The sequence below is a fragment of the Rathayibacter sp. AY1C2 genome, assembly GCF_002931195.1.
GTDB lineage: Bacteria > Actinomycetota > Actinomycetes > Actinomycetales > Microbacteriaceae > Rathayibacter.
In genome coordinates this window covers 111,690-134,827 of sequence record NZ_PSWG01000002.1, presented here as the reverse complement: position 1 = coordinate 134,827, position 23,138 = coordinate 111,690, and the positions used below count along the sequence as shown (strand labels likewise).

Genomic DNA, 23,138 nt, shown 5'->3' with positions numbered 1-23,138 from the left:
GGTGCTGTGCTGTCCGGAGCCGCTCACGCGGGATCCGATCCCACCGCGCTCGGAGCGGCGGCGGAGGAGGCCGAGCCGGAGTCGCGCTCCAGCTCGGAGACGTAGGGGCTGAGCTCGAGCGGATCGATGCCGAGCACGACATCGGACATCACGGTGCCGTCCGAGAGCCGGTAGTTGGCGCCGACGAGGGCGAGCCGCCCGGTCGCGACAGCGTCGGCGATCAGCGGGGAGCGCTGGAGCAGCTCGGCGACCGTGTCGCGCAGGTGCTCGCGGCCGACGGCCAGCGCGTCGGTCGCCGACGGGTCGACGAGCACGCGGCCGTCCGGCTGAGCACCCACGAGGCGGCGCACCGCGGGGATGATCGGCTCGATCAGGTGCTCGATGTGCGGGGGGAGCCGCTCGGCGCCGGGCGCCTGCGACTGGATCGCTGCCCGGACCGCTCCGCACTCGTCGTGGCCGAGCACGAGCAGCACCTTCACGCCGAGAACGGCGACGCCGTACTCCAGCGAGCCGATGATGGAGTCGGCGATCACCTGGCCGGCGTTGCGGACGACGAAGAGGTCGCCGAGCCCCAGGTCGAAGATGATCTCGGCCGCGAGGCGGGAGTCGCTGCAGCCGAAGAGCGCGGCGAGCGGGGCCTGAGCGGCGGCGAGCTCGGCGCGGCGCTCGACGTCCTGGCGGGGATGGCGGGGCTCGCCGGCGACGAAGCGCTGGTTGCCGCGGAGCATCTCCTTCCAGACCCACGCCGGCGGGCGGGACTCGCGGGGGACGGTGCTGCTGGTTCCGAGGCTCATCGGGACTCCTCCTGGCCGATCTGCGGGGTGATGGCGTCCACGACCAGGCGGATCTCGTCCGTCGGGGCCGTGCCGTAGACGAGGTAGGTGCTGGAGCCCTCCGTCGTCTCGAGTGCGTAGGGCGTGTTGCCGGTGTCGTCGCCGGAGTCGCGGTGGTCGTAGACGGTCCAGTCGCGGCCGTCGATCGTCTCGACGCCGGTCGCCGCCCGGCGGTCGAGCTGCGTCGCGACCCAGGCCGCGTCCGCGTCGAGCCCCTGGCTCAGGCCGATGTAGCCCGCCTTCGGGGTGATCAGGCCGACGTACCAGTAGTCGGTGCCGTTCTCGCGGCGGAGCTCGGCCGCGTTGGCCTTCCAGCCGTCGGGCAGGGAGGGCACGGCGAGCGTCTGCTCCTCGCCCAGCTGGACCTGTGCGGCGACGCGGGGGACGTCGACCGAGGAGAGCTCCACGGTGTCGCCGCGGGGGACGAGCAGGACGATGAGCGCTACGGCGCCGACGGTCGCGAGCAGCGAGAAGACGAGGTTGTTGACCGTCTTGCGCTGACGGTAGAGCCGGGAGTTCTCGGCCTTGCGTGCGGCCGTTTCGGCCGCCGTCTCCGGGCGCCCGAGCTCGGCGACGACCCGCGCGGGCTTCGCGCGGCTCATCCGGCGGCCGCCCCTCCGGAGCGGGCCGCGTCCAGCCGGGCGCGTGCTCCGATCAGCCACTCCTCGCAGCGGGCGGCGAGGGCCTCGCCGCGCTCCCACAGGGCGAGCGAGCGCTCGAGGGTGGAGCTGCCCTGCTCGAGCTCGGACACGACGCGGACGAGCTCGTCGCGCGCCTGCTCGTAGGAGAATCCCGAGACGTCGGAGTCGGTCGCCGGGGCGTCGGGGGAGTCGGGCATGGGTCTGATCCTATCGATCGGGGCTGAGGGGGACGGGTGGCGCGGCGGGCTCAGGACCGGCCGGCGGGATCGCCGGTAGGCCCCTCGGAGCGGGCGCCGACGGCCCCCTCCGCGAGCGTGAGGACGAGTGCGCCGCCGGCCGGCGCGTCACCGGGCGCCCGGACGACGTGCCCGGCCGCGTTCTGGACGATCGCGTAGCCGCGGTCGAGGGTGTGCTGGGGGGAGAGGGCGCGCAGGTGGCCGTGCAGGCGCTCGACCTCGAGGTGCGCGCGCTCGAGGCGGCGGTCCACCAGCTCGGCGCCGCGCGCGACCCAGCGGGTCAGCTCCTCGGAGTGCCGGTCGACCAGCACGTGCGGCTGGGCGAGCACCGGCCGCGAGCGCAGCTGCGAGAGCCGGTCGATCTCGTGCGAGACGAGCCCGCTCACGCGGCCGGTCATCCGCAGCCGGGCCTGCTGCACGCGCAGCAGCTCGTCGGAGACGTCGGGCACGACCCTCTTCGCGGCGTCGGTGGGAGTGGAGGCGCGCAGGTCGGCGACGTCGTCGAGCAGCGGGCGGTCGGCCTCGTGGCCGATCGCGCTGACGACCGGAGTGGAGCAGGCGGCGACGGCGCGCACGAGCGCCTCGTCGCTGAAGCCGAGCAGGTTCTGGAAGTCGCCGCCTCCGCGGGCGATCACGATCACGTCGATGCTGTCGTCGGCCTCGAGGGTCCGCAGGGCCGAGAGCACCTCCGGGACCGTCCGGTCGCCCTGCACGGCCGAGTGGACCACCCGGAAGCGCACCGCCGGCCAGCGCAGCTGCGCGTTCCGCAGCACGTCCTTCTCGGCGTCCGAGTCCTTGCCGGTGATGAGGCCCACGCCGTGCGGGAGGAACGGCAGCGGCTTCTTGCGGGAGGCGTCGAACAGCCCCTCCGACGCGAGCTGCCGGCGGAGCCGCTCGAGCTTCTCCAGCAGATCGCCCAGGCCGACGTGGCGCATCTCGAAGACCTGCATCGAGAGCGTGCCGCCCTTGACCCAGTAGTTGGGCTTCACCAGCGCGATGACCCGATCGCCCTGCTTGAGGTCGGCCGGGAGGCGGCTCCGCACCGACGACCAGACGGTGAAGCCGACCGTCGCGTCTCCGGACAGGTCCTTCAGCTTCCCGTAGACGTTGCCGCCGGACGCGCCCCACTGGGTGATCTCGCCCTCGACCCACGCGGTCCCGAGGCGCTCGATCCAGCCCTTGATCTTGCTGGCGAGCAGGCCGACCGGCCAGGGTGCGTCGGCGGTGGGTGGGGCGTCGGTCATCGCTGCCTCTGCTCGGAGGGACGGGGGGAGCGGGAGTGCCCTCCCGCGACGACAACGGTACGGGACGGGTCCGACACCGGGACGGCCCGGGCACAGGATGCACCACGTAGAATCAGGGGGTGAGCCAAGTCCCGATCAGCCTGCCCATGCCGCGCATGCCCCGCGCCACAGGGCGTCTGCGCGACGTCCCCGTCGAGGGCCGCAAGCGCGTCCTCCTCGCCGCGCCCCGCGGCTACTGCGCCGGAGTCGACCGCGCGGTCGTCGCCGTCGAGAAGGCCATCGAGCACTACGGTGCCCCGGTCTACGTGCGCAAGCAGATCGTGCACAACGTGCACGTCGTCTCCACGCTCGAGAGCCAGGGCGCCATCTTCGTCGACGAGGTCGACGAGGTGCCCGAGGGATCGCACATCGTCTTCAGCGCGCACGGCGTCTCACCGGCGGTCGTCCAGGGCGCGGCCGACCGCAGTCTCCAGGCGATCGACGCGACCTGCCCCCTGGTGACGAAGGTGCACCGCGAGGCCGTCCGTTTCGCGCGCGACGACTTCGAGATCCTCCTCATCGGCCACGAGGGCCACGAAGAGGTCGAGGGCACCGCGGGCGAGGCTCCCGATCACGTCACCCTCGTCGGCAGCCCCGACGACGTGCCGAACATCGTCGTGAAGGACCCGGACAAGGTCGTCTGGCTCTCGCAGACGACGCTCTCGGTCGACGAGACGATGGAGACGGTGCGCCGTCTCCGCGAGCGCTTCCCCAACCTGCAGGACCCGCCGAGCGACGACATCTGCTACGCCACGCAGAACCGCCAGGTCGCGATCAAGAAGGTCGCCGCGGGCGCCGAGCTGGTCATCGTCGTCGGCTCCGCGAACTCCTCCAACTCCGTGCGCCTCGTCGAGGTCGCCCTCGAGTACGGCGCGAAGGCCGCCTACCGGGTCGACTACGCGAGCGAGATCAAGCAGGAGTGGCTCGAGGGCATCCGCACCGTCGGCGTCACCAGCGGCGCCTCGGTGCCCGAGGTGCTCGTCCAGGAGGTCCTCGACGACCTCGCCGCCGCCGGGTACGGCGACGTCGAGGAGGTCAAGACGGCGGAGGAGGACCTGATGTTCTCGCTCCCCAAGGAGCTTCGCAAGGACGTCGCCGGCAAGCGCGACGCCCGTGGCGTCGGTGGACGCATCAGCGCGGGAGCGGGCGCCTAGAGCGTTCCGGCCCAGACACGGAAGAGGCCGCCCTCCCTCGGGAGCGGCGGCCTCTTCCGTGTGCGGTGGAACGGGGATCGACGCTAGACGTCGGTGCCCGCGCCGCCCTGCGAGCCCGACATGCGCGTGACGTACTCCGCGAACGTCGGGTCGCCCAGGATGGCGATCGCCGCGACGATCAGGGAGAGCAGCACGGTCGCCGCGATCCCGAGGATCGGGACGAGCACGGCGCGCTTGCCGGCGCGGAGCCGCCGGATCGAGATCCACACCGCGAAGGCGACGATCAGCGACTGCGCGAGCGCCACCACGACGCCGAGGATCCGTGCGAGCTCCGGAGACGCGTAGGTGCCGATGCCCTGGGAGCGGTAGAGCTCCTGGAGGGTCGTCGCGAAGCTCGAGGGATCGAGCAGCGTCGGCACGGCGAAGAACACGCCGAGCGCGAGCAGCACGATCGTGAGCAGGCGGTCGACGGGATGCGCGACCGGCTTCGCGGCCGGAGCGGTCGCGGGCCTCGGATCGGTCTCCGACCCCCGCGGGTCGGGGACGACCACGGCGTCCTCCGGCGGCTGCCACGACCAGCCGGGCGGCGCGTACTCGCCGTACTGCGGCTCCGGACGCCTGTCGCCCGGCTGATCGTGTGCGTTCGTCACGGAGCGGTGCCCTACTTCCCGGAGTTCCCGGCCGAGCCGAGCTGACGGGTCGCCTCGGCGACGCGCGCGGCCATCGCGGTCTCGGCGATCTTGCCCCACGAGCGCGGGTCGTAGACCTTCTTGTTGCCGACCTCGCCGTCGACCTTGAGGAAGCCGTCGTAGTTCTTCAGCACGGTGTCCGCGACGGAGCGGCTGAACGCGTACTGCGTGTCGGTGTCGATGTTCATCTTGACGACGCCGTTGCGGACCGCCTCGGCGATCTCCTCGTCGGTCGAGCCCGAGCCGCCGTGGAAGACGAGATCGAGGGGGAGCGCGCCGGTGCCGTACTTCGCCTGCAGGCCGTCCTGGATCTCGCGGAGCAGCTCCGGGCGCAGTCGGACGTTGCCCGGCTTGTAGACGCCGTGGACGTTGCCGAAGGTGAGGGCGGCCATGTAGCGGCCCTGCTCGCCGAAGCCGAGGGCCTCGACGGTCGCGATCGCGTCGTCGAGCGTGGTGTAGAGGTGCTCGTTGATGTCGTGCGAGACGCCGTCCTCCTCGCCGCCGACGACGCCGATCTCGACCTCGAGGATGGCGTTGATGTTCTTGACGCGCGGGAGGATCTCCTTCGCGATGGCGAGGTTCTCGTCGAGCGGGATCGCGGAGCCGTCCCACATGTGCGACTGGAAGAGCGGCTCGCGACCGGCCTTGACCTCCTCCTCGGAGGCGGCGATCAGCGGGTAGACGAAGCCCTCGAGCGCGTTCTGCGGGCAGTGGTCGGTGTGGAGCGCGACCGTGACCGGGTAGTTCTTGGCGACCTCGGTCGCGAACCTCGCGAAGGCGATCGCGCCTGCCGCGCGGTTCTTCACGGTGTGGCCGGCGAAGTAGTCCGCGCCTCCGGTGGTGACCTGGATGATGCCGTCCGAGCCCGCCTCGGTGAGGCCCTGGAGGACCGCGTTGATCGTCTGCGACGACGAGACGTTGAACGCCGGGTAGGCGAAGCCGCCCGCCTTCGCCTTGTCGAGCATCTCTGCGTACTGGTCCGGGGTAGCGACGGGCATGGCATCTCCTTTGACGGATGAACGAAGGGGGGTCGGGCGAGGCCCGCGTCGCGAACGAGTCTAGCGAGGCGCCCCTCCGCGGTCCCTCCGCCCGTGGAGGGCCCTGGACTAGGCTTCGGGCAGGGATGGGGATCCGCTCCGCGGGTCCTGCGACGACGTGCACGAACTCGACGACGAAGGACTCCGCTCTGTGATCGACAACGACTCGCTCTACCTCCACCCCGACCGCAACCTCGGCATGGAGCTCGTCCGCGCCACCGAGGCCGCCGCGATCCGCGCCGTGCCCTTCATCGGCAAGGGCGACAAGAACGCCGCCGACGGCGCAGCGGTCGACGCCATGCGCACCTTCCTCGGGACCGTGAACTTCGACGGAGTCGTCGTGATCGGCGAGGGCGAGAAGGACAACGCGCCCATGCTCTTCAACGGCGAGCACGTCGGCAACGGCTCGGGGCCCGCCGCCGACATCGCCGTCGACCCGATCGACGGCACCTCGCTGACCGCGGCCGGGCGCCAGAACGCGCTCTCGATGATCGCCGTCGCCGACCGCGGCGCGATGTTCGACCCCTCCGCCGTGTTCTACATGGAGAAGATCGTCACCGGGCCCGAGGGCGTCGGGATCATCGACATCCAGCGCCCGATCGGCGAGAACATCCGCGCCCTGGCCCGCGCCAAGCGCAAGCCCGTCGAGGAGATGCGCATCGCGGTGCTCGACCGCCCGCGCCACGCTCAGCTGATCGAGGACATCCGTGCGGCCGGAGCCGGCACGCGCCTCCTGCTCGACGGCGACGTCGCGGGCGGCATCAACGCCGCTCGCCACGACTCCCGACTCGACATGTGCGTCGGCACCGGAGGCACGCCCGAGGGCATCATCACCGCCTGCGCCATCCGCGCGCTCGGGGGAGTGATCCAGGGCATCCTCCGCCCGAAGGACGACGACGAGCGCCAGCGCGCCATCGACGCCGGGCACGACCTCGATCGCGTCCTCCACGCCAACGACCTCGTCCGCAGCGACAACACCTACTTCGTCGCGACCGGAGTGACGAACGGCGGGCTCGTGAAGGGCGTGCGCAAGGAGGGCCACGTCATCACGACGGAGTCCATCGTGCTGCGCTCCCGCTCGGGCACCATCCGCCGCGTGACCGCCCAGCACCTCGCGGAGAAGTGGGTATAGGCCGTCACCGTCTGTCCGAGACGCCGCCCCGCCGCTGAGGCGCCGCCCCGCTGACGGCGCCTCGGCGAGAGCGGTGGCGTCTCGGCGTGTGATGCGCGATAGAACGTCGGCCTCGATCATCACCAGGTGAGCGGGCGGAGCCGCGGCGGGTCTCGATGCGCGTCGCGGGCGCTCCTCCGGCGAGCCGCGGAGGCGGAGTGCCGTCGTGAGCTGCGGTCGTCCGGGTGTCGAGCCGGATGGACGGCGCCGCTCGCGCCCGGCCTGCACGCCCGGTGCTCGCTCAGCGAGAACCCGGGACCCTACGCGCTCCGCTCGGACTCGTCGTCCGCGGCGAGCAGCTCGACGGCGGTGAGGCGGCGCGGCGAGGAGGCGACTCCTCCGACCGGGGCGATGACGCGCGACTCGTCGAGGGAGTCGAACTGGCGCGCGGTGACCAGCACGCGGCTCTCGAGCGAGCCGGCGAAGGCGTTGTAGGAGTCGACCGTCTTCTCGAGCGAGCGGCGCAGGCCCTCGGCGTGGTCGGCGAGGGTGCCGAGACGGGCGTAGAGCGTCTTGCCGAGGTCGAGCAGGCGCTTGGCGTCGTCGGTGAGCACGTCCTGCTGCCAGGTGTAGGCGACGGTCTTCAGCACCGACCACAGGGTCACGGGCGAGGCGAGGGCGACGCGCTTGCGGAACGCGTACTCGAGCAGGCTCGGGTCGGCGTCGAGCGCGCTCGCGAGCAGCGGCTCGCTCGGCACGAACGCGATGACGAACTCGGGGCTCGCCGGGAGACCGGTCCAGTAGGAGCGGGCGGCCAGCGCGTCCACATGGCCGCGGAGGGCGCGGACGTGCGCGCGCAGGAGCCCCGCGCGCCGCGCCTCCTCCTCTCCGCCGGCGCCCGCGGGGATCGCGCTCGCCTCCAGGTACGCGTCGAACGGCACCTTGGCGTCCACCGCGATCGCCTTGCCGCCGGGCAGGCGGACCACCATGTCGGCGCGGCCGCGGCCCGCCTCGCCCTCGAGCCCGAACTGCACGTCGAAGTCGACCCGCTGGGTGAGCCCGGCGGCCTCGACGACGTTCCGCAGCTGCGTCTCGCCCCAGGCGCCGCGGCTCGTGGTGGAGCGGAGCGCGGACGCGAGGGTCTCGGTCGTCGAGCGCAGCTGCTCGCCCGCCGCCCGCTGTCCCTCGAGCTGCTCGGTGATCGCCCCGAACTGGGCGGCGCGCTCGCGCTCGAGCCGGCCGACCGCCTCCTGCATGCCGCGCAGGCTCTCGGCGACGGGGGAGAGGGTCTGCAGGATGCGCGCGTCGTGCCGCTCGCGCTCGGCGACGACGCGCAGCTGCTCCTGGAGCTCGCGGATCTGGTCGCGGGCGGAGCCGAGGTGCTCGCGGTGCTGCTCGACGACGGCCTCGTGGCGCTCCTCCAGGCCCTCCGCGCGTGCGCGGGCCGTCGCGAGGTCGAGGGCGAGGGCGGCGTCGGGCGTGCGGGAGCGGGCGAGGAGGACGGCGACGACTCCCGCGAGGAGCGCGCCGACCACCAGGCCGAGGACGAAGGAGAGATCCATGCCGCCGATGACACCACGCACCTCCGACATCGAGCGATCGACGCGCCACGCCCACCGAACGAGGGCCAGGACGCCCTGCGACCGCCTCGTAGACTTCGCGATCATGGGGAATCACCACCGCTCATCGCGCCTGCTCACGGCCGCGCTCGCTCTCGCCGTCGGGCTCGGCACCGCCCTCGTCCCGATCACCTCCGCCTCCGCCGCCGATGACGCGCCGTCGACCGTCTCGGTCGAGACCGGCGCTCTCGACGCGTCCCTCGACCGCGCCGACCTCGGCGTCCCGGACCAGTCGACGCAGTACAGCGCCGAGGAGACGAAGAGCTTCCGCGCCGGCTTCATCGTCAGCGACGCCCAGTTCTTCGACGGGGACGCGCTGAGCACCGGTCAGGTGCAGTCGCTCCTGAACGAGAAGGGCAGCCCGTGCTCCACCGCAGGCACCGCCCCCTGCCTCAAGAACTTCTCGCAGGCGACGCCGTCCAAGGCGGCGGACGCGATGTGCAGCGCCTACCAGGGCTCCGGCAGCGAGTCGTCGGCCTCGATCTTCACGCGCGTCGGCCTGGCCTGCGGCATCAACCCGCTCGCCCTGGTCGTGCTCGTGCAGAAGGAGCGGAGCCTCGTCACCGACGCGACGCCCAGCCCCGAGGACTACGCCAAGGCGACCGGCTACAACTGCCCGGACACCGCGGCGTGCGACCCCGGCTCGGCGGGCTTCTTCACGCAGGTCTACAGCGCGGCCCGCCAGTTCAAGCGCTACGCCAACCCGCCCGGCTCCGGCTCGAACTTCACCACCTACGCTCCGGGCACGACGCCGAACGTCGCCTACTACCCGAGCACCGCGTGCGGCTCCTCGCCGGTCACCATCCGCAACCAGGCCACGGCCGACCTCTACTACTACACGCCGTACCAGCCCAACGACTACGCGCTCACCGGCTCCGGCAACGCGGCCTGCGCGACCTACGGCAACATCAACTTCTGGTACCTTTTCAGCGACTGGAACCCGAACGGCACCCTGGCCAACGCCGGGATCGCCCCCGCGGGACGCGTCGACGCCCCGCGCATCTCGGGCAGCACCCTGAGCGTGTCCGGCTGGGCCGTCGATCCGACGACGCAGCAGGCCGCGCTGACCACGACGGTCACGGTGACCGGCCCCGACGGCACCCGCACGGTCCGCACGCAGACCGCGAACGGCGACCGCGGTGACATCCCGGGCGAGTACTCCGTCGCCGGCCGCGCCCACGGCTTCGGCGCCACCACGCCCGTCTCGGCACCCGGCACCTACCAGGTCTGCGTCTCCGCCGACTCCGTCGACTGGAACCGCTGGGTCGGCACGGGCGACTCCCGGGGCCCCGGCCGGAAGGATCTCGGCTGCTCGTCCGTGAGCACGTCGGCCGGGATCGACGTCTCGCGCCTGGCCGGCACGGACCGCCAGGGCACCGCCGTCGCGATCTCGAAGGCCGTCTTCCGCACGAACGTCCCGGTCGTCTACATCGCGACCGGCGCCAACTTCCCCGACGCCCTGAGCGCCGCCCCTGCCGCGGCCAAGCAGGGCGGTCCGCTGCTCCTGGTCGACCGGGACTCGATGTCGCAGCCCGTTCGCGACGAGCTCAGCCGGCTCAAGCCGGCGAGGATCGTCGTGGTCGGCTCCGCACTGAGCGTCGGCGACGGCCTGCTGAACCAGCTGAGGTCCTACTCGCCGACGGTGGACCGCATCGGAGGGAAGGACCGCTACGACACGTCCAGGCTCATCATCCAGAGCGCGTTCTCGGGCGGCTCGACGCGGGCCTGGCTCGCCACGGGCGAGAAGTTCCCCGACGCGCTCGGCGCGAGCGCCGCGGCCGGCTCCGTCGACGCGCCCGTCGTCCTCGTGAACGGCACCGGCAGCACGGCCGACGCCGTGACGAAGGGCATCCTCTCGAAGCTCAAGGTGCAGAACCTCACCATCGCGGGCAGCCCCCTGTCGGTGAGCGAGGGGATCAAGAACTCGCTTCCGGTGCCGACGATCACCCGCATCGGCGGAGTCGACCGCTACGACACCTCGGAGCAGCTGAACCGGGCAGCCTTCTCGAGGGCCGAGACCGTGTTCCTGGCGACGGGCGAGAATTTCCCCGACGCCCTCGCCGGAGCCACGGCGGCGGGCTACTCGAACAGCCCGCTGTTCGCCGTGCCGACGAACTGCGTGCCCCGCGCCGTCCTGACCGACATCGCGAAGTCGGGAGCTCAGCGGGTCGTCCTCCTCGGCGGTCCCACCACCCTCTCGGAGGACGTCGCGCGGCTCACCCCCTGCGGCTGATCGCCCGCGACCCCGCCACTAGCGTGGAGGGATGACCCCGACCGCACCGTCCCCGACCGGCCTCCGACGCCGGCGGGGCGGTGCGGTCGTCGTCGTCGCGGCGCTGGTGGCACTCCTGCTGGGAGACTCCGTCGACGGCACGCGCCTCGCAGCGGTGCCGTCCGAGCCGCAGACCGTCCGGCTGTGGACCTTCCTCCAGCCGGGCCCCGTCGCGGCCGACTTCGACCCGGGCGACCTGATCTCCGACGAGGTCTTCTTCGCCGGCGACGCGCTCGGACCGCTCACGGTGCAGGCGTTCCTCGACGCCCGCGTCCCCGACTGCGCGGGCGGGCCGGTGCCGTGCCTGCGCGACTACGCCGAGGACACCGCGGCGATCACGGCCGACGAGCAGTGCGATGCGCTGCCCGCCGGACGCGACGTCCCGGCAGCGGAGATCATCACCTCGGTCGCCGGCGCGTGCGGCGTGAATCCGGCCGTCCTCCTGGTGCTGCTGCAGAAGGAGCAGTCGCTCGTGACCGATCCGGAGCCGAGCGAGCGGCAGTTCCGCAGCGCCACGGGCTACGGCTGCCCGGACACCGCCGACTGCGACACGGACTCCTACGGCTTCGCGGCGCAGGTGTACGGAGCGGCGTGGCAGTTCCAGCGCTACCGGAATCCGGACTCGAGCTTCGACTGGTACCCGGTCGGCGCGGCCAGCGACGTCCGCTACTCCCCGGACGAGTCCTGCGGCACCGCCCCGGTGACGATCGCCAACGCGGCCACGGCGGGTCTCTACTACTACACGCCGTACCAGCCGAATGCGGCGGCGCTCGCGAACCTCTACGGCGAGGGCGACGACTGCTCGGCCTACGGGAACCGGAACTTCTGGCGCATCTTCAGCACCTGGTTCGGCGACCCCCGCGGCTGAGCCGATCGTCTCGAGCCGGCTCGGCATGACGGACGTCAGGCGGCGACGGGGGCCTTCGGGCGCAGGCGCTTCACGGAGACGCCGGCCAGCTCGCCGAGCTCGGCCATGCTCGCGGCGCCGTGCCGCCGGGCCGCGTGCACGACGATCGCGGCGCACGCCTCGGCGTCGGCCGACGCGTCGTGGTGGCGGAAGTCCTCGAAGCCCGCGGCCATGGCGACGACGGGGAGGCGGTAGGAGTCGAGCTCGTACGTCTTGCGGGCGAGCTGCAGCGAGCAGAGGTAGTCGTACTCGGGGTGCTCGAGGGAGGTCGCCGCGCAGGCTGCGCGGATGACGCCCATGTCGAAGCCGGCGTTGTGCGCGACGAACACGTCCTCGCCGGCGAAGGCCGCCAGGTCGGCGAACTGGTCGACCCAGGAGGCGGCGGCGTGCACGTCGTGCTTGCGGATGCCGTGGATCCGCGTGTTCCACTCGAGGAAGTCGTCGTACCCCAGCGGCGGGCGGATGAGCCAGCCGGCGCGGTCGACGACGCGGCCGTCGCGGACCTTGACGAGCCCGACGGAGCAGGCGGAGGCCCCGTGCGAGTTGGCGGTCTCGAAGTCGATGGCGGTGAAGTCGATGGGCACGCTCCAGCCTCTCACGCACCTCCGACGCCGCCGGGAGCGTCGCGCGCGCGTCGCCACGAGCGGGCGGGAGCACCCGCCGGCCGCGGGCGGGCGCCTCCCGTTCCTCCGCGCCCCGCCCGCCCGGCCCTTCCGCCGCCACGCCGTAGGATGGATGCCCGTGGCTCTCACTATCGCAATCGTCGGTCTCCCCAACGTCGGCAAGTCGACGCTCTTCAACGCACTGACCAAGAACACGGTGCTCGCGGCGAACTACCCGTTCGCGACGATCGAGCCGAACGTGGGTGTGGTGAACCTGCCCGACTCCCGCCTCGAGGTGCTCGCCGGGATCTTCGGCTCCGAGCGCATCCTCCCGGCGCCCGTCTCCTTCGTCGACATCGCCGGCATCGTGCGCGGCGCGTCCGAGGGCGAGGGCCTGGGCAACAAGTTCCTCGCGAACATCCGCGAGGCCGACGCCATCGCGCAGGTCATCCGCGGCTTCGAGGACTCCGACGTCGTCCACGTCGACGGCAAGGTCGACGCCGCCAGCGACATGGAGACGATCAACACCGAGCTGGTCCTCGCCGATCTCCAGACCCTCGAGAAGGCCGAGGCCCGCTACGAGAAGGAGCTCAAGGGCAGGAAGATCGAGCCGATCGTGGTCGAGACCGCGAAGAAGGCGCGCGAGTTCCTCGACCAGGGCAAGCCGCTGTCGGCCTCCTCGATCGACCTGGAGCCGATCCGCGAGCTGGGCCTGCTGACCGCCAAGCCCTTCATCTACGTCTTCAACGTCGACGAGGCCGTGCTGACCGATGACGCCCGGAAGGCCGAGCTCGCGGCCCTGGTCGCGCCGGCGAAGGCGATCTTCCTCGACGCGAAGATCGAGTCCGAGCTGATCGACCTCGACGAGGCCGACGCCGCCGAGATGCTCGAGTCGACCGGCCAGACGGAGTCGGGCCTCAACCAGCTCGCGACCATCGGCTTCGACACCCTGGGCCTCCAGACGTACCTCACGGCAGGCCCGAAGGAGACGCGCGCCTGGACCATCGGGAAGGGCTGGACCGCGCCCCAGGCCGCCGGTGTCATCCACACCGACTTCCAGAAGGGCTTCATCAAGGCCGAGATCATCTCGTTCGACGACCTCGTCGAGACCGGCTCGATCGGCGAGGCCCGCGCGAAGGGCAAGGCCCGCATCGAGGGCAAGGACTACGTCATGCAGGACGGCGACGTCGTGGAATTCCGCTTCAACGTGTAGGAAGACCGCGCTCGGCTCGAGGCGCCCGGTTCGCTCGGATCCCCGGATCCGCGAGCCGGGCGCTTCTGCACGGAGGTGCGGGATCGCCGACCCCGGGAGTCCGACACGAGGCCGGTCACGTCCCCGGACGTCCGCTCCGCCCGTCAGTTCAGCACGTCGCCGATCAGCCAGCTCGACAGCCCGACGAGGGTGCAGACGCCGACGACTACCCAGGCGACGGTCCGGCGGACCGAGCGGGAGACCGCCTCCGAGCTGCGGGGAGTGGGACGCAGCGGCGGCGTGTACGCGGGCGGTACGGAGTAGGTCCGAGCCGGCGGGAGGAGTCGGGGGAGGGTGACCGGACGGCCGTCGACCCACTCGGCGGGCAGCTCAGCGGCCTTCGCTGCCTGCAGCGTGAGCTCGACCTTCAGCGGGGATCCGCGGAGGGAGGCGTAGGCGGCGGCGGTGAGGCCGAGGCTCGCGAGGTGGCGGAGGGTCGGGGCAAAATCCGCCGAGAGGGTCGGGGAGAGCTCGCCCACCCGCTCGCCGTCGAGACGGAGCTCGACGAGGTCGCCCGCCGGGTGCAGGGTCACCAGCAGCAGGCCGCGGCCGCTCGCCGGAACGACCGACGAGAGGCGGGCGAAGTGCTCGTCCTCGCGCAGGACCGGCAGGCCCCGCGACCAGGGGAGGATCGAGTGGCGCTCGACGGGCGGCTCGTTGAGCGGCACGAGCAGCTCGGGGGCGACGAGGGCGACGCGGAGGACGGCCCGCAGGCCCTCCTCGCCGCGCTCGACCCGGAGGCGCGCGGTCGTGACCGGGACGGCTCCGCTCGCCACGACCCGGTCGAGAGCGGCCCGGTGGGCGGAGGCGTTCGGCAGGTAGCCGAGGACGCGGCCGCCGACCCGGACCGAGACGGCGTCGAGGCCGGTGGGGTGGTCGGCCTCGGGGATCAGGTCGACCTCGAGGGTCCGCTCGTCGATCTCGCCCTGCTCGAGCGTGCGGCCGATCAGATCGGCGATCTCCTCGATCCGCTCGGCCTCGGCGAGGGCGTCGACGCTCGGGGCGCCGTCGGCGTTCGGGAGGCGGTAGACGACGCGCTCCGTGACGGGGGTGACGGGTGCGTCCCGCACCACCGCGTCACTGTCCTGCGCGGAGCGGCGCGCCCCGGTGAACCGCCTGCCGTCCCACCAGCGCATCTCGGCCGCATCGGCCTCGTCGCGGTACCAGCCCGCCGGCGCACCCTCGTCCATCGACCCCCCGTTCCTCCGGCGAACGAGTCTACGAGGAGGGCGGGAGCGTCAGAGACCCGGGTCCGTGGCGGCGGGATCCTCGGGGGCGAGCGCGGCCGCGGGCTCTCCCGAAGCGGGGCCGCTCCACGCACCGGACTCGTGCGCTCGAGGGCCGGCGATCCACTCCAGAGCCTCGCGGACGAGCATCCGGACGTGACGCGCGTGGCCGATGGTGACGGGGGCGGGATCCTCGAGAACCTCGAGCAGGCGGTGCAGCACGGCACGGCTCTGCAGTCGTGTCATGGGCCTCACGGTAGGGGCCCGGTCGCTCGTACGGTAGTGCCGATCCGCGACAGCGCACCCGTCTAGGCTCGCCACATGACTCGTCTCGACGGTGCCGTCGTCCTCGTCCTCGGAGCCTCGGGCGGCCTCGGCCGCCTCCTGGCCGATTCGCTGGAGGCGCGCGGTGCCGTCGCGGTGCGCTCGGGGCGCGACTCCGCGGCGCTCGGCGAGGCACCCCTGGTCGCCGACCTGCGCGGGGAGGACGAGCCCCGGCGCGTGGTCGCCGAGGTGCTCGAGCGGCACGGGCGCCTCGACGGCGTCGTCGTGGCCGCGGGCGTCGTGGCCTTCGGGCCGTCCGCCGAGCTCGATCCGGCCGTTCTGGAGGAGCTCGTCGAGGTGAACGCGCTGGCGCCGATCCGGGTGCTGACCGCCGCGCTGCCGTCGCTCGTCGCGTCGGCGGGCGAGGGGCGCGAGCCGTTCGCGCTGACCATCAGCGGCGTGGTGGCGGAGGCTCCGACCGCGGGCCTCGCCGCGTACTCCGCCTCGAAGGCGGCACTGCACTCCTTCGTGAAGGCCTCGGCCCGCGAGTACAAGCGGGCGGGCGTCCTCCTGCTCGACGCGCGCCCCGGCCACACCGAGACCGAGCTGTCCCGGCACCCTCTCGCGGGAGACGCGCCCCGCTTCGGCGCGGGTCTGGCGCCGCAGGACGTGGTCGACCGGCTGCTCGACGCGGTCGAGGGCGGCGAGACCGACCTGCCTCCTGCGGCGTTCACCGGCTGACGCCGTCCCGAGACGAGGCGGAGCCGGTCGATCCTCGCGGGAACGCACCGGATCGAACACTGCAGCCTCGGTCGCGTACAGCCGTCGTGGTCAGCCTGCGCGTCCGGCGGCCGGGTCCGCGATCGGCGCGGCAGCCTGTCCGACCGTCCTCCCCGCAGACGCGGGGATACCCGCCGTTCACCGGAGCGTCGCACGGGCGCACTAGCGTCCCTCCGTGCCCGACAACGCCGATGACGCCCTCCGTCCCACTCCCGAGCTGCTCCGCACGCTCACGCCCGCCGACGCGCGGGACCTCGTCGTGCTGGACGAGGACGACGACGATCCGGTGCTCCTGCGCCGCGACGGCACGCAGGTCGACACCTGGCGCGAGGGCTACCCCTACGACGAGCGGATGTCGCGCGAGGAGTACGAGGCGGGCAAGCGCCTCCTCCAGATCGAGCTGCTGAAGCTGCAGAACTGGATCAAGAAGCACGGGCGCCGACTCGTGGTCGTGTTCGAGGGGCGCGACGCCGCGGGCAAGGGCGGCACCATCAAGCGCTTCACCGAGCACCTCAACCCGCGCGGAGCCCGCGTGGTCGCGCTCGAGAAGCCGACCGAGCGCGAGGCCGGTCAGTGGTACTTCCAGCGCTACGTCTCGCACCTGCCGGCCGCCGGCGAGATCGTCCTCTTCGACCGCTCCTGGTACAACCGGGCCGGCGTGGAGCGCGTGATGGGCTTCTGCACGCCGGCGCAGTACGACGAGTTCATCCGCCAGACGCCGCTGTTCGAGCGGATGCTCGTCGGCGACGGCATCGACCTGGTGAAGCTGTGGTTCTCGGTCTCGGCGGAGGAGCAGCGCACCCGGTTCACGATCCGCATGATCGACCCCGTGCGCCAGTGGAAGCTCTCGCCGATGGACCTCGCCTCGCTCGACAAGTGGGGCGACTACACCGCGGCCAAGGAGGCGATGATGGCGGCGACCGACACCGCCGACGCTCCCTGGACCATCGTGAAGAGCAACGACAAGAAGCGCGCCCGGCTCGAGGCCATGCGCTACGTCCTGAGCCTCTACGACTACGACGGACGCGACGAGGAGGTCGTGGGCCCGCTGGGTCCGGACCCGCTGATCGTCGGATCGGCCGCGGACGTGTACGAGCGCGGCGAGCACGCCGCGACGAGCTGACCGGGGGGACGGACATGGGGGAGTCGGGGATCGGCGCGGAGCTGCCGGGGGTGCACCTGCGCTGGCTGGCGCTCGACGAGCAGACGCTGGACGCCGAGCGGCTGCTGCCGCTGCTGAGCGACGAGGAGCGCGAGCGCTACGCCGGCACGGTCGCCGCGTCGGCGGCCGAGCGCTTCGTCTACGGGCGGGTGCTCCTGCGGATGCTCGCGGCCGAGCTCACGGGGACGCGCGCGTCGGAGGTCCGGGTCGTCGCGTGCTGCCCGCGCTGCGGGGGCGCGCACGGCCGGCCGCGGCTGGAGGGACGCGGGATCGCGCTCGAGCTGCTGTCGGTGAGCATCGCGCACTGCGCGGGCGCCGTCGTGGTCGCGGCGAGCAGCGCCGGTGCGGTCGGCGTCGATGTGGAGCCGACGCTGGGCACGCCCGAGCGCGGGGAGCGGATCACGCGCATCGCCGGGGCGCCCTTCGCCACGGGCGGGATGCGCCCCGCCGACCCCGTCCTGCACTGGACCCGGATCGAGGCCGCACTGAAGGCGGACGGTCGCGGGCTCGAGCTCGACCCGCGCCGGGTGCACGTGCACGAGTCGCACCACGCGGCGGAGGCGCGGATCGACGGCGTCCGCTTCCGGCTGGCCGAGCCGCAGCTGGACCCCGCGCTGCGGGTCAGCGTCGCCCTCGGGCCGATGTGGGACGCGGGCGCCGGGCCCATCATCGGCTGGCGGCGCGAGCACGGCGACGCGCTCGCGGACTCGCTGGTGTCAGCGCCGGGACGGTAGCGGCGGCAGCTCCTCGTCGAGGAGCCAGGCGTCGAGCAGGTCGTCCACGCCCTCGCCGAGGACCTCGGTGCAGAGCTCGCGGAACTCCTCGTCGGTGACGGCGGCGGAGGCGTAGCGGGACGTCCACTCCCGCAGCAGCCGGAGGAAGGGCCCGTCGCCGACGGTGAGCCGCAGCGCGTGCAGGGTGAGCGCGCCGCGCTTGTAGACGCGGTCGTCGAAGAGCGCGACCGGCCCCGGATCGGCGAGCACGAGATCCTGCGCCGCAGCCCGCAGCACCGCGTGGTGGCGGCGGGCGCAGGCGTCGGCGGTGGCGCGGCTCGACTCCTCCGACCACAGCCACTCCGCGTAGCAGGCGAACCCCTCGTTGAGCCAGATGTGGCGCCACCGGGCGATGCCCACGCTGTTGCCGAACCACTGGTGCGCGAGCTCGTGCGCGATGAGGCGCTCCGAGCCGCCGCGGCCGTCGGCGTGGTTGGCGCCGAACACCGCCATCGCCTGCGCCTCGAGCGGGATCTCCAGCTCGTCCGCCGTGACGACGACGCAGTAGCGGGCGAAGGGGTAGGGGCCGAACAGCCGCGTGAACAGGGCGAGCATGCGCTCGAGCGGAGCGAAGTCGTGCGCGACCCGAGCGGCCAGGGCGGCGGGGCGGGCGAGGGTCACCGCGACGCCGGCGAGCACGCGCTCCTCGATCGCGTAGCGGCCGATCTGCACCGAGGCGAGGTACGCGGCGCTGGGCTCGCGCTGCTCGTAGAGCCAGGTGCGGCGGCCGGAGCGGGCGCTCGAGTCGATGAGCACCCCGTTCGCGAGCACGGCGTAGCCCTCCTCGGCGGTGACGCGCAGGCGGTAGGGAGCCTTCTCGGCGACGTCGTCGTTGCAGGGGAACCAGGTGGAGGAGCCGGAGGGCTGCGAGGCGACGAGCACCCCGTCCTCCAGCTCCTCCCAGCCGAGCTCGCCCCAGTGGCTGGCGCGGGGGGCGGGGTGGCCGCTGTACTCGATCTCGACGTCGACGCTCTCGCCGGCGGCCAGCGGCTCGGCGGGGGACACCCGCAGCTTGTGCGGCGCCTGCTCGTGGCGGGCGCGGCGTCCGTCGATCCGGACGCGGGCCACGCGGAGCCGGGAGAGGTCGAGGGAGAACCGCCGGAGCGGCTGCAGCGCGACGATCCGCAGCACGGCCCGGCCGGCCAGGCGGTTCGAGGCGACGCGGTAGTCGAGGTCGAGGTCGTAGGACTCGACGCGGTAGCCGGTGTTCCCGATGCCGGGGACGTAGGGGTCGCCGGCGGTCTCGAGCCCGGTCAGCGCGGGGCTCACGCGACGGGCGCGTGGTAGTCGGCGACGCGCACCTCGCGCCACGGGCCGATCGGGTTGCCGCTCCAGCGGCTGCCCGCGGGCACGAGCTCCCCCCGCATGACGAGCGAGGCCGGGCCGACCGTGCCGTGCTCGGCGATCCGCGCGGCGGGGAGGATCACGCTGTGCGGGCCCAGGGTGGCGCCGGCGTCGAGGCTCACGAGATCCATGCTCATGATTCGATCATGGAACAGGTGCGTCTGCACGACGCAGCCCCGGTTCACGGTCGCTCCGTCGCCGAGCGAGATCAGATCGGCCTCGGGGAGCCAGTAGCTCTCGCACCAGACGCCGCGTCCGATCCGGGCGCCGAGGCTCCGCAGCCACCAGACCAGCGCCGGAGTGCCCGCGGCGGCGTGGGCGAACCAGGGCGCGGCGACCATCTCGGTGAAGGCGTCGGCCAGCTCGCTCCGCCAGACGAACGAGGACCACAGCGGCTGCTCGCTCGGCTCGACCCGCTGGATCAGGATCCACTTCGCGGCGGTGGAGACGGCCGCGGCGACCGCTCCGGCGGCCAGCAGCACGACGCCTCCCACGAGCGCGGCGAGCACCGCCCCGAGCGTCTGGATCAGCGCGAGCAGTCCGGCTACCACGCCGAGGCCGATCGCGACCGAGACGACCACCGGGACGAAGCGGCCGAGCTCCCACGCGATGCGGGCCGCGCGGAGTCGGCGGGCCGGGCGGAAGGTGCGCGCCGACTCCGCCTCGACGACGGTGCGCCGCAGCCGCACGGGCGGTGAGCCCAGCCACGACGAGCCCGCCTTCGACTTGCGGGGCGCGGAGGAGAGGACGGCGACGAGTCCGCCGGCGGGCACGGTGTGGCCGGGCGCGGCCATGCCGGAGTTGCCGAGGAACGCGCGCTCGCCGATCTCGGCGCGGGCGAGCCGCATCCAGCCGCCGCCGAGCGCGTAGGAGGCGACGAGCGTGTCGTCGGCGAGGAACGCGCCGTCGCGGATGGTCGTCATCGCGGGCAGGAGCAGCACCGTCGAGGCCTCGACGTCGCGTCCGACCTTCGCGCCGAGGAGCCGCAGCCAGACCGGGGTGAACAGGCCCGAGTAGAGCGGGAAGAGCAGGACCCGCGCGGAGTCGAGCAGCCGCTCCGTCGACCAGACCTGCCAGCCGATCCGACCGCGCACAGGGTGGGTGCCCGGCTCGACGCCCCGGCCGAGCAGGCGCACCAGGACGACGACGAGGGCGGCGAGGACGACTCCGGAGACGGCGACGGCGGGCACGAGGGCGGCGAGAGCGGGCCCGAGCGCGGCGCCGAGGCCGGCCGAGCCGCGCACGGCGGCGGCCACGACGGCGAGCCCGGCCGCGAGGGCGAGGACCGGGACCGCTGCGAGGCCGACCGCGGACGCTCCGTACGCCCAGACCCAGCCCGGGCGGCGCGCCGGGCGCTCCGAGGGGAACCCGGCGTTCGCCCTGCCGAGCCGCTGGGCGGGGGATCCTCCCCAGCGCTGCCCGGCCGGCACCCGCCCGAAGACGGCCGATCCCGGCTCGATCTGCGCGTGCTTGCCGATCCGGGCGCCGGGGAGGAGCGTGCTGCGCGCGCCCACCGTGCTGCCGGCGCCGACCCGGACGGCACCGACGCGCAGGACGTCGCCGTCGATCCAGTAGCCGGAGAGGTCGACCTCGGGCTCGATCGCGGCGCCGCGCCCGAGCGTGAGCATCCCGGTCAGCGGAGGGAGGGAGTGCAGGTCGACGTCGTCGGCGATGCGGGCGCCGAGCGCGCGGGCGTAGTAGGCGACCCAGGGCGCGCCCGCCAGGCTCACGGCCTTGAGCTGGAACGCGATCTGCTCCGCCAGCCAGAGCCGGAGGTGCACGCTCCCGCCGCGCGGGTGGTCTCCGGCTCGGATCCCGCGCAGCAGGGTGCGCGCGGCGAGGACGGTGAGCCCCATCCGCCCGAACGGCGTGAGGAAGAGCGCGAACGCGGGGATCAGCGCGGCGAGCGGAGCGGTGGGCAGCCAGCCGAACCCCGGCACCAGGTCGAGCACCGCGGTGACGCTGAGGATCGCAGTGATCCAGCGGGCGCTGCCGAGCACGAGCAGTGGTGCGCCGAGGAGGGTCTGCAGCACGCGCATCCTGAGGGGGACCGGCGCGATGCGGTGAGCGGACACCTCCGCAGTGCCGGTCGAGCGGCTCTGGATCTCGGCGGCCATCGCCGCGAGACGCGGGTGGGCGTAGACGTCGGCGACCGTGAACTCGGGGTCGCGCTCGCGGATCCGCGCGACCAGCTGGGCGGCGGCGAGGGAGCCGCCGCCGAGGTCGAAGAAGTTCGCCCGCTCGTCGACCGGCACGCCGAGCACGTCGCGCCAGAGGGCGGCGAGCCACGCCTCCTCGGGGTCGAGGGAGGCGTCCTCGGTCGTGCCCACGGCGAGCGGCCAGGGGAGTGCGGCGCGGTCGACCTTGCCGGAGACGCGGGTCGGCAGCTCCTCGACCACGGCCAGCAGCGGCACGAGGGATGCGGGCAGCTCCTCGCGCAGGCGGGCGAGCGCCGCGTCGCGGTCGAGCTCCCGGCCGCCGGCGAGGGCCAGGTAGCCGACGAGGACCTGGTTGCCGGCCGCCGTGGTGCGGACCGCGGCCGCCGCCCCCGAGACTCCGGGGAGCGCCTGCAGCGCCGCCTCGACCTCGCCGAGCTCGATCCGCCGACCGCCGAGCTTCACCTGGTCGTCCGCGCGCCCCTGGAAGACCAGGCCGGCGCTCTCGAAGCGCACCAGGTCGCCGGAGCGGTAGGCCCGCTCCCAGCCCAGGAGCGGTGCCGGCGCGTACTTCTCGGCGTCCTTGACCGGGTCGAGGTAGCGCGCGAGCCCGACCCCGCCGATGACCAGCTCGCCGACGTCGCCCTCGCCGACCCGCTGCCCGTCCGCATCCACGACGGCGAGCCGCCAGCCGTCCAGCGGCAGCCCGATGCGCACCGGGGGAGGCCCGCCGAGGGGCGCGGCGCAGGCGACGACGGTGGCCTCGGTCGGCCCGTAGGTGTTCCAGACCTCGCGGCCCTCGACGGCCAGGCGCTCGCCGAGCTCCGGCGGGCACGCCTCGCCGCCGAAGATCAGCAGGCGGACGTTCTCGAGCGACTCCGCGGGCCAGAGCGCCGCGAGGGTCGGCACGGTCGAGACCACGGTGATGCCGTGCGTGGTCAGCCAGGGGCCGAGGTCCATGCCGCTGCGGACCAGCGAGCGGGGAGCGGGGACGAGGCAGGCGCCGTGCCGCCAGGCGAGCCACATCTCCTCGCAGGACGCGTCGAACGCGACGGAGAGACCGGCCAGCACGCGGTCCCCGGGGCCGAGCGGCTCCGCCTGGAGGAACAGGCGCGCCTCGGCGTCGACGAAGGCGGCGGCGGAGCGGTGGCTGACCGCCACTCCCTTGGGGGTTCCGGTGGAGCCGGAGGTGAAGATGATCCAGGCGTCGTCCTCGAGCGAGGGCGGCTGCAGCAGCGGGATCGACGCCGTGCTCGGGTGCGGCGCGCTCGCGGTGAACAGGCGCGCGGCCGGCTCGTCGGCGCCGGTGCGCTCGAAGCGGCCGGAGCCGGTGATCACGCCGCGGACGGCGGCCTCGCCGAAGACGAGGCGCGCCCGCTCCTCGGGGTCGTCCGCGTCCACCGGGACGTACGCGGCTCCCGCGGCGAGGACGGCCAGGATCGCGAGGTAGAGCTCGCGGGAGCCGCTGGGCATGCGGATCCCGACGCGGTCGCCGCGTCGGACCCCGGCGGCGGTGAGCTCGCCCGCGAGCTGCACCGTACGGGCCAGCAGCTCCCGGTAGCTGAGCGCTCCGGCCGGGTCCTCCAGCGCGGAGGCGTCCGGGTGGCGCTCCGCGGTGTCGCGGAGGACGTCGACCAGCGTGCGGGGAGGAGGGGTGGCCGCTCCGGCGTCGAGCACGTCCTGGGGGCCGGCCGTCTCGGTCACGTCTCGTCTCCGTCCCGGCCGCGCGATCGGGAGCGCGGCGGCCGGGGCGACACCGTAGGGAGGCGGGGTGACGCGGAGGTGAACAGGCGGGGT

General features: G+C 73.4%; 20 protein-coding genes. 8 read left to right on the top strand and 12 right to left on the bottom strand.

All coding sequences use genetic code 11. The features are described 5' to 3' along the window. Positions 1-23: 23 nt before the first annotated feature. From C5C55_RS02235 to xseA, 4 genes are read right to left on the bottom strand one after another with little or no spacing between them, the layout of a single operon-like run. A complete protein-coding gene (locus tag C5C55_RS02235; RefSeq protein WP_219812325.1) occupies positions 24-794 on the bottom strand; it encodes a carbonic anhydrase in 771 nt (256 codons plus the stop codon). Then, the gene (locus C5C55_RS02230; protein WP_104232761.1) at positions 791-1,435 is read right to left on the bottom strand and encodes a DUF4245 domain-containing protein; all 645 of its coding nucleotides are present in this window, start codon (positions 1,433-1,435) and stop codon (positions 791-793) included. The genes C5C55_RS02235 and C5C55_RS02230 overlap by 4 nt, the downstream gene beginning before the upstream one ends. Further along, entirely contained in the window at positions 1,432-1,671 is a 240-nt protein-coding gene (locus tag C5C55_RS02225; RefSeq protein WP_104224418.1) for an exodeoxyribonuclease VII small subunit, read from the bottom strand. The genes C5C55_RS02230 and C5C55_RS02225 overlap by 4 nt, the downstream gene beginning before the upstream one ends. A gap of 50 nt (positions 1,672-1,721) precedes the next feature. Then, on the bottom strand, positions 1,722-2,954 hold the full coding sequence (gene xseA / locus C5C55_RS02220) for an exodeoxyribonuclease VII large subunit (RefSeq protein ID WP_104224417.1): 1,233 nt from the start codon (positions 2,952-2,954) through the stop codon (positions 1,722-1,724). Between the two features lie 146 nt (positions 2,955-3,100). Here xseA and C5C55_RS02215 point away from each other — a divergent pair, with 146 nt between their 5' ends. After that, on the top strand, positions 3,101-4,147 hold the full coding sequence (locus tag C5C55_RS02215) for a 4-hydroxy-3-methylbut-2-enyl diphosphate reductase (RefSeq protein ID WP_104232760.1): 1,047 nt from the start codon (positions 3,101-3,103) through the stop codon (positions 4,145-4,147). Between the two features lie 83 nt (positions 4,148-4,230). Here the strand turns inward: C5C55_RS02215 and C5C55_RS02210 are convergent, their stop codons facing one another. Continuing rightward, a complete protein-coding gene (locus tag C5C55_RS02210; RefSeq protein WP_104224415.1) occupies positions 4,231-4,797 on the bottom strand; it encodes a DUF6264 family protein in 567 nt (188 codons plus the stop codon). An 11-nt stretch (positions 4,798-4,808) separates the two neighbouring features. Then, positions 4,809-5,834 (bottom strand): class II fructose-bisphosphate aldolase, encoded by a 1,026-nt coding sequence (fbaA, locus tag C5C55_RS02205; protein WP_104224414.1) that lies wholly within the window; start codon positions 5,832-5,834, stop codon positions 4,809-4,811. A gap of 238 nt (positions 5,835-6,072) precedes the next feature. Here fbaA and glpX point away from each other — a divergent pair, with 238 nt between their 5' ends. Next, a complete protein-coding gene (gene glpX / locus C5C55_RS02200) occupies positions 6,073-7,005 on the top strand; it encodes a class II fructose-bisphosphatase (RefSeq protein ID WP_097165697.1) in 933 nt (310 codons plus the stop codon). 299 nt (positions 7,006-7,304) lie between these two features. On the opposite strand, the gene C5C55_RS02195 is transcribed toward glpX, so the two are convergent. Further along, complete coding sequence (locus C5C55_RS02195) at positions 7,305-8,546, bottom strand: DNA recombination protein RmuC (protein WP_219812324.1); 1,242 nt, start codon at positions 8,544-8,546, stop codon at positions 7,305-7,307. A 103-nt stretch (positions 8,547-8,649) separates the two neighbouring features. On the opposite strand from C5C55_RS02195, the gene C5C55_RS02190 reads away from it, so the two are divergent. Together C5C55_RS02190 and C5C55_RS02185 are read left to right on the top strand one after the other, a co-directional pair. Further along, complete coding sequence (locus tag C5C55_RS02190; protein WP_104232758.1) at positions 8,650-10,836, top strand: cell wall-binding repeat-containing protein; 2,187 nt, start codon at positions 8,650-8,652, stop codon at positions 10,834-10,836. A 31-nt stretch (positions 10,837-10,867) separates the two neighbouring features. Further along, on the top strand, positions 10,868-11,743 hold the full coding sequence (locus C5C55_RS02185) for a hemagglutinin (RefSeq protein ID WP_104232757.1): 876 nt from the start codon (positions 10,868-10,870) through the stop codon (positions 11,741-11,743). A gap of 35 nt (positions 11,744-11,778) precedes the next feature. Here C5C55_RS02185 and C5C55_RS02180 read toward each other — a convergent pair whose 3' ends face one another. Further along, entirely contained in the window at positions 11,779-12,366 is a 588-nt protein-coding gene (locus tag C5C55_RS02180) for an exonuclease domain-containing protein (RefSeq protein ID WP_104224410.1), read from the bottom strand. 157 nt (positions 12,367-12,523) lie between these two features. Between C5C55_RS02180 and ychF the strand changes: the two genes are divergently transcribed. Beyond that, positions 12,524-13,597, top strand: coding sequence for a redox-regulated ATPase YchF (gene ychF, locus C5C55_RS02175; RefSeq protein ID WP_104232879.1), 1,074 nt, complete (start codon positions 12,524-12,526; stop codon positions 13,595-13,597). Positions 13,598-13,740: 143 nt separating this feature from the next. Here ychF and C5C55_RS02170 read toward each other — a convergent pair whose 3' ends face one another. After that, positions 13,741-14,826 (bottom strand): DUF2510 domain-containing protein, encoded by a 1,086-nt coding sequence (locus C5C55_RS02170; RefSeq protein ID WP_104232756.1) that lies wholly within the window; start codon positions 14,824-14,826, stop codon positions 13,741-13,743. 48 nt (positions 14,827-14,874) lie between these two features. Further along, entirely contained in the window at positions 14,875-15,108 is a 234-nt protein-coding gene (locus C5C55_RS02165) for a hypothetical protein (RefSeq protein ID WP_104222960.1), read from the bottom strand. 75 nt (positions 15,109-15,183) lie between these two features. Here C5C55_RS02165 and C5C55_RS02160 point away from each other — a divergent pair, with 75 nt between their 5' ends. From C5C55_RS02160 to C5C55_RS02150, 3 genes are all read left to right on the top strand, one after another. Continuing rightward, positions 15,184-15,867 (top strand): SDR family oxidoreductase, encoded by a 684-nt coding sequence (locus C5C55_RS02160; protein ID WP_104222961.1) that lies wholly within the window; start codon positions 15,184-15,186, stop codon positions 15,865-15,867. A gap of 301 nt (positions 15,868-16,168) precedes the next feature. After that, positions 16,169-17,029 carry a polyphosphate kinase 2 gene (gene ppk2, locus C5C55_RS02155; RefSeq protein WP_244230712.1) on the top strand — a complete coding sequence of 287 codons (861 nt, stop codon included), beginning with the start codon at positions 16,169-16,171 and terminating at the stop codon, positions 17,027-17,029. Between the two features lie 14 nt (positions 17,030-17,043). After that, the gene (locus C5C55_RS02150) at positions 17,044-17,802 is read left to right on the top strand and encodes a 4'-phosphopantetheinyl transferase superfamily protein (RefSeq protein ID WP_104232755.1); all 759 of its coding nucleotides are present in this window, start codon (positions 17,044-17,046) and stop codon (positions 17,800-17,802) included. Here the strand turns inward: C5C55_RS02150 and C5C55_RS02145 are convergent. Both C5C55_RS02145 and C5C55_RS02140 read right to left on the bottom strand, forming a co-directional pair. Further along, positions 17,785-19,110, bottom strand: a complete 1,326-nt coding sequence (locus tag C5C55_RS02145; protein WP_258065153.1) for a M1 family metallopeptidase — start codon at positions 19,108-19,110, stop codon at positions 17,785-17,787. The genes C5C55_RS02150 and C5C55_RS02145 overlap by 18 nt on opposite strands. Further along, positions 19,107-23,045 carry a Pls/PosA family non-ribosomal peptide synthetase gene (locus C5C55_RS02140; protein ID WP_181067733.1) on the bottom strand — a complete coding sequence of 1,313 codons (3,939 nt, stop codon included), beginning with the start codon at positions 23,043-23,045 and terminating at the stop codon, positions 19,107-19,109. Before C5C55_RS02140 ends, C5C55_RS02145 begins: the two co-directional genes overlap by 4 nt. Positions 23,046-23,138: the final 93 nt, after the last annotated feature.

Bases quoted from the DNA above. Each gene is read 5' to 3' on its own strand.
- C5C55_RS02215 (WP_104232760.1), top strand. From the start codon at position 3,101: ATGCCGCGCATGCCCCGCGCCACAGGGCGTCTGCGCGACGTCCCCGTC.
- C5C55_RS02195 (WP_219812324.1), bottom strand. From the start codon at position 8,546: ATGGATCTCTCCTTCGTCCTCGGCCTGGTGGTCGGCGCGCTCCTCGCG.
- C5C55_RS02185 (WP_104232757.1), top strand. From the start codon at position 10,868: ATGACCCCGACCGCACCGTCCCCGACCGGCCTCCGACGCCGGCGGGGC.
- fbaA (WP_104224414.1), bottom strand. From the start codon at position 5,834: ATGCCCGTCGCTACCCCGGACCAGTACGCAGAGATGCTCGACAAGGCG.
- C5C55_RS02235 (WP_219812325.1), bottom strand. From the start codon at position 794: ATGAGCCTCGGAACCAGCAGCACCGTCCCCCGCGAGTCCCGCCCGCCG.
- C5C55_RS02160 (WP_104222961.1), top strand. From the start codon at position 15,184: ATGACTCGTCTCGACGGTGCCGTCGTCCTCGTCCTCGGAGCCTCGGGC.
- xseA (WP_104224417.1), bottom strand. From the start codon at position 2,954: ATGACCGACGCCCCACCCACCGCCGACGCACCCTGGCCGGTCGGCCTG.
- glpX (WP_097165697.1), top strand. From the start codon at position 6,073: ATGGAGCTCGTCCGCGCCACCGAGGCCGCCGCGATCCGCGCCGTGCCC.
- C5C55_RS02190 (WP_104232758.1), top strand. From the start codon at position 8,650: ATGGGGAATCACCACCGCTCATCGCGCCTGCTCACGGCCGCGCTCGCT.
- C5C55_RS02230 (WP_104232761.1), bottom strand. From the start codon at position 1,435: ATGAGCCGCGCGAAGCCCGCGCGGGTCGTCGCCGAGCTCGGGCGCCCG.
- C5C55_RS02150 (WP_104232755.1), top strand. From the start codon at position 17,044: ATGGGGGAGTCGGGGATCGGCGCGGAGCTGCCGGGGGTGCACCTGCGC.
- C5C55_RS02165 (WP_104222960.1), bottom strand. From the start codon at position 15,108: ATGACACGACTGCAGAGCCGTGCCGTGCTGCACCGCCTGCTCGAGGTT.
- C5C55_RS02170 (WP_104232756.1), bottom strand. From the start codon at position 14,826: ATGGACGAGGGTGCGCCGGCGGGCTGGTACCGCGACGAGGCCGATGCG.
- C5C55_RS02225 (WP_104224418.1), bottom strand. From the start codon at position 1,671: ATGCCCGACTCCCCCGACGCCCCGGCGACCGACTCCGACGTCTCGGGA.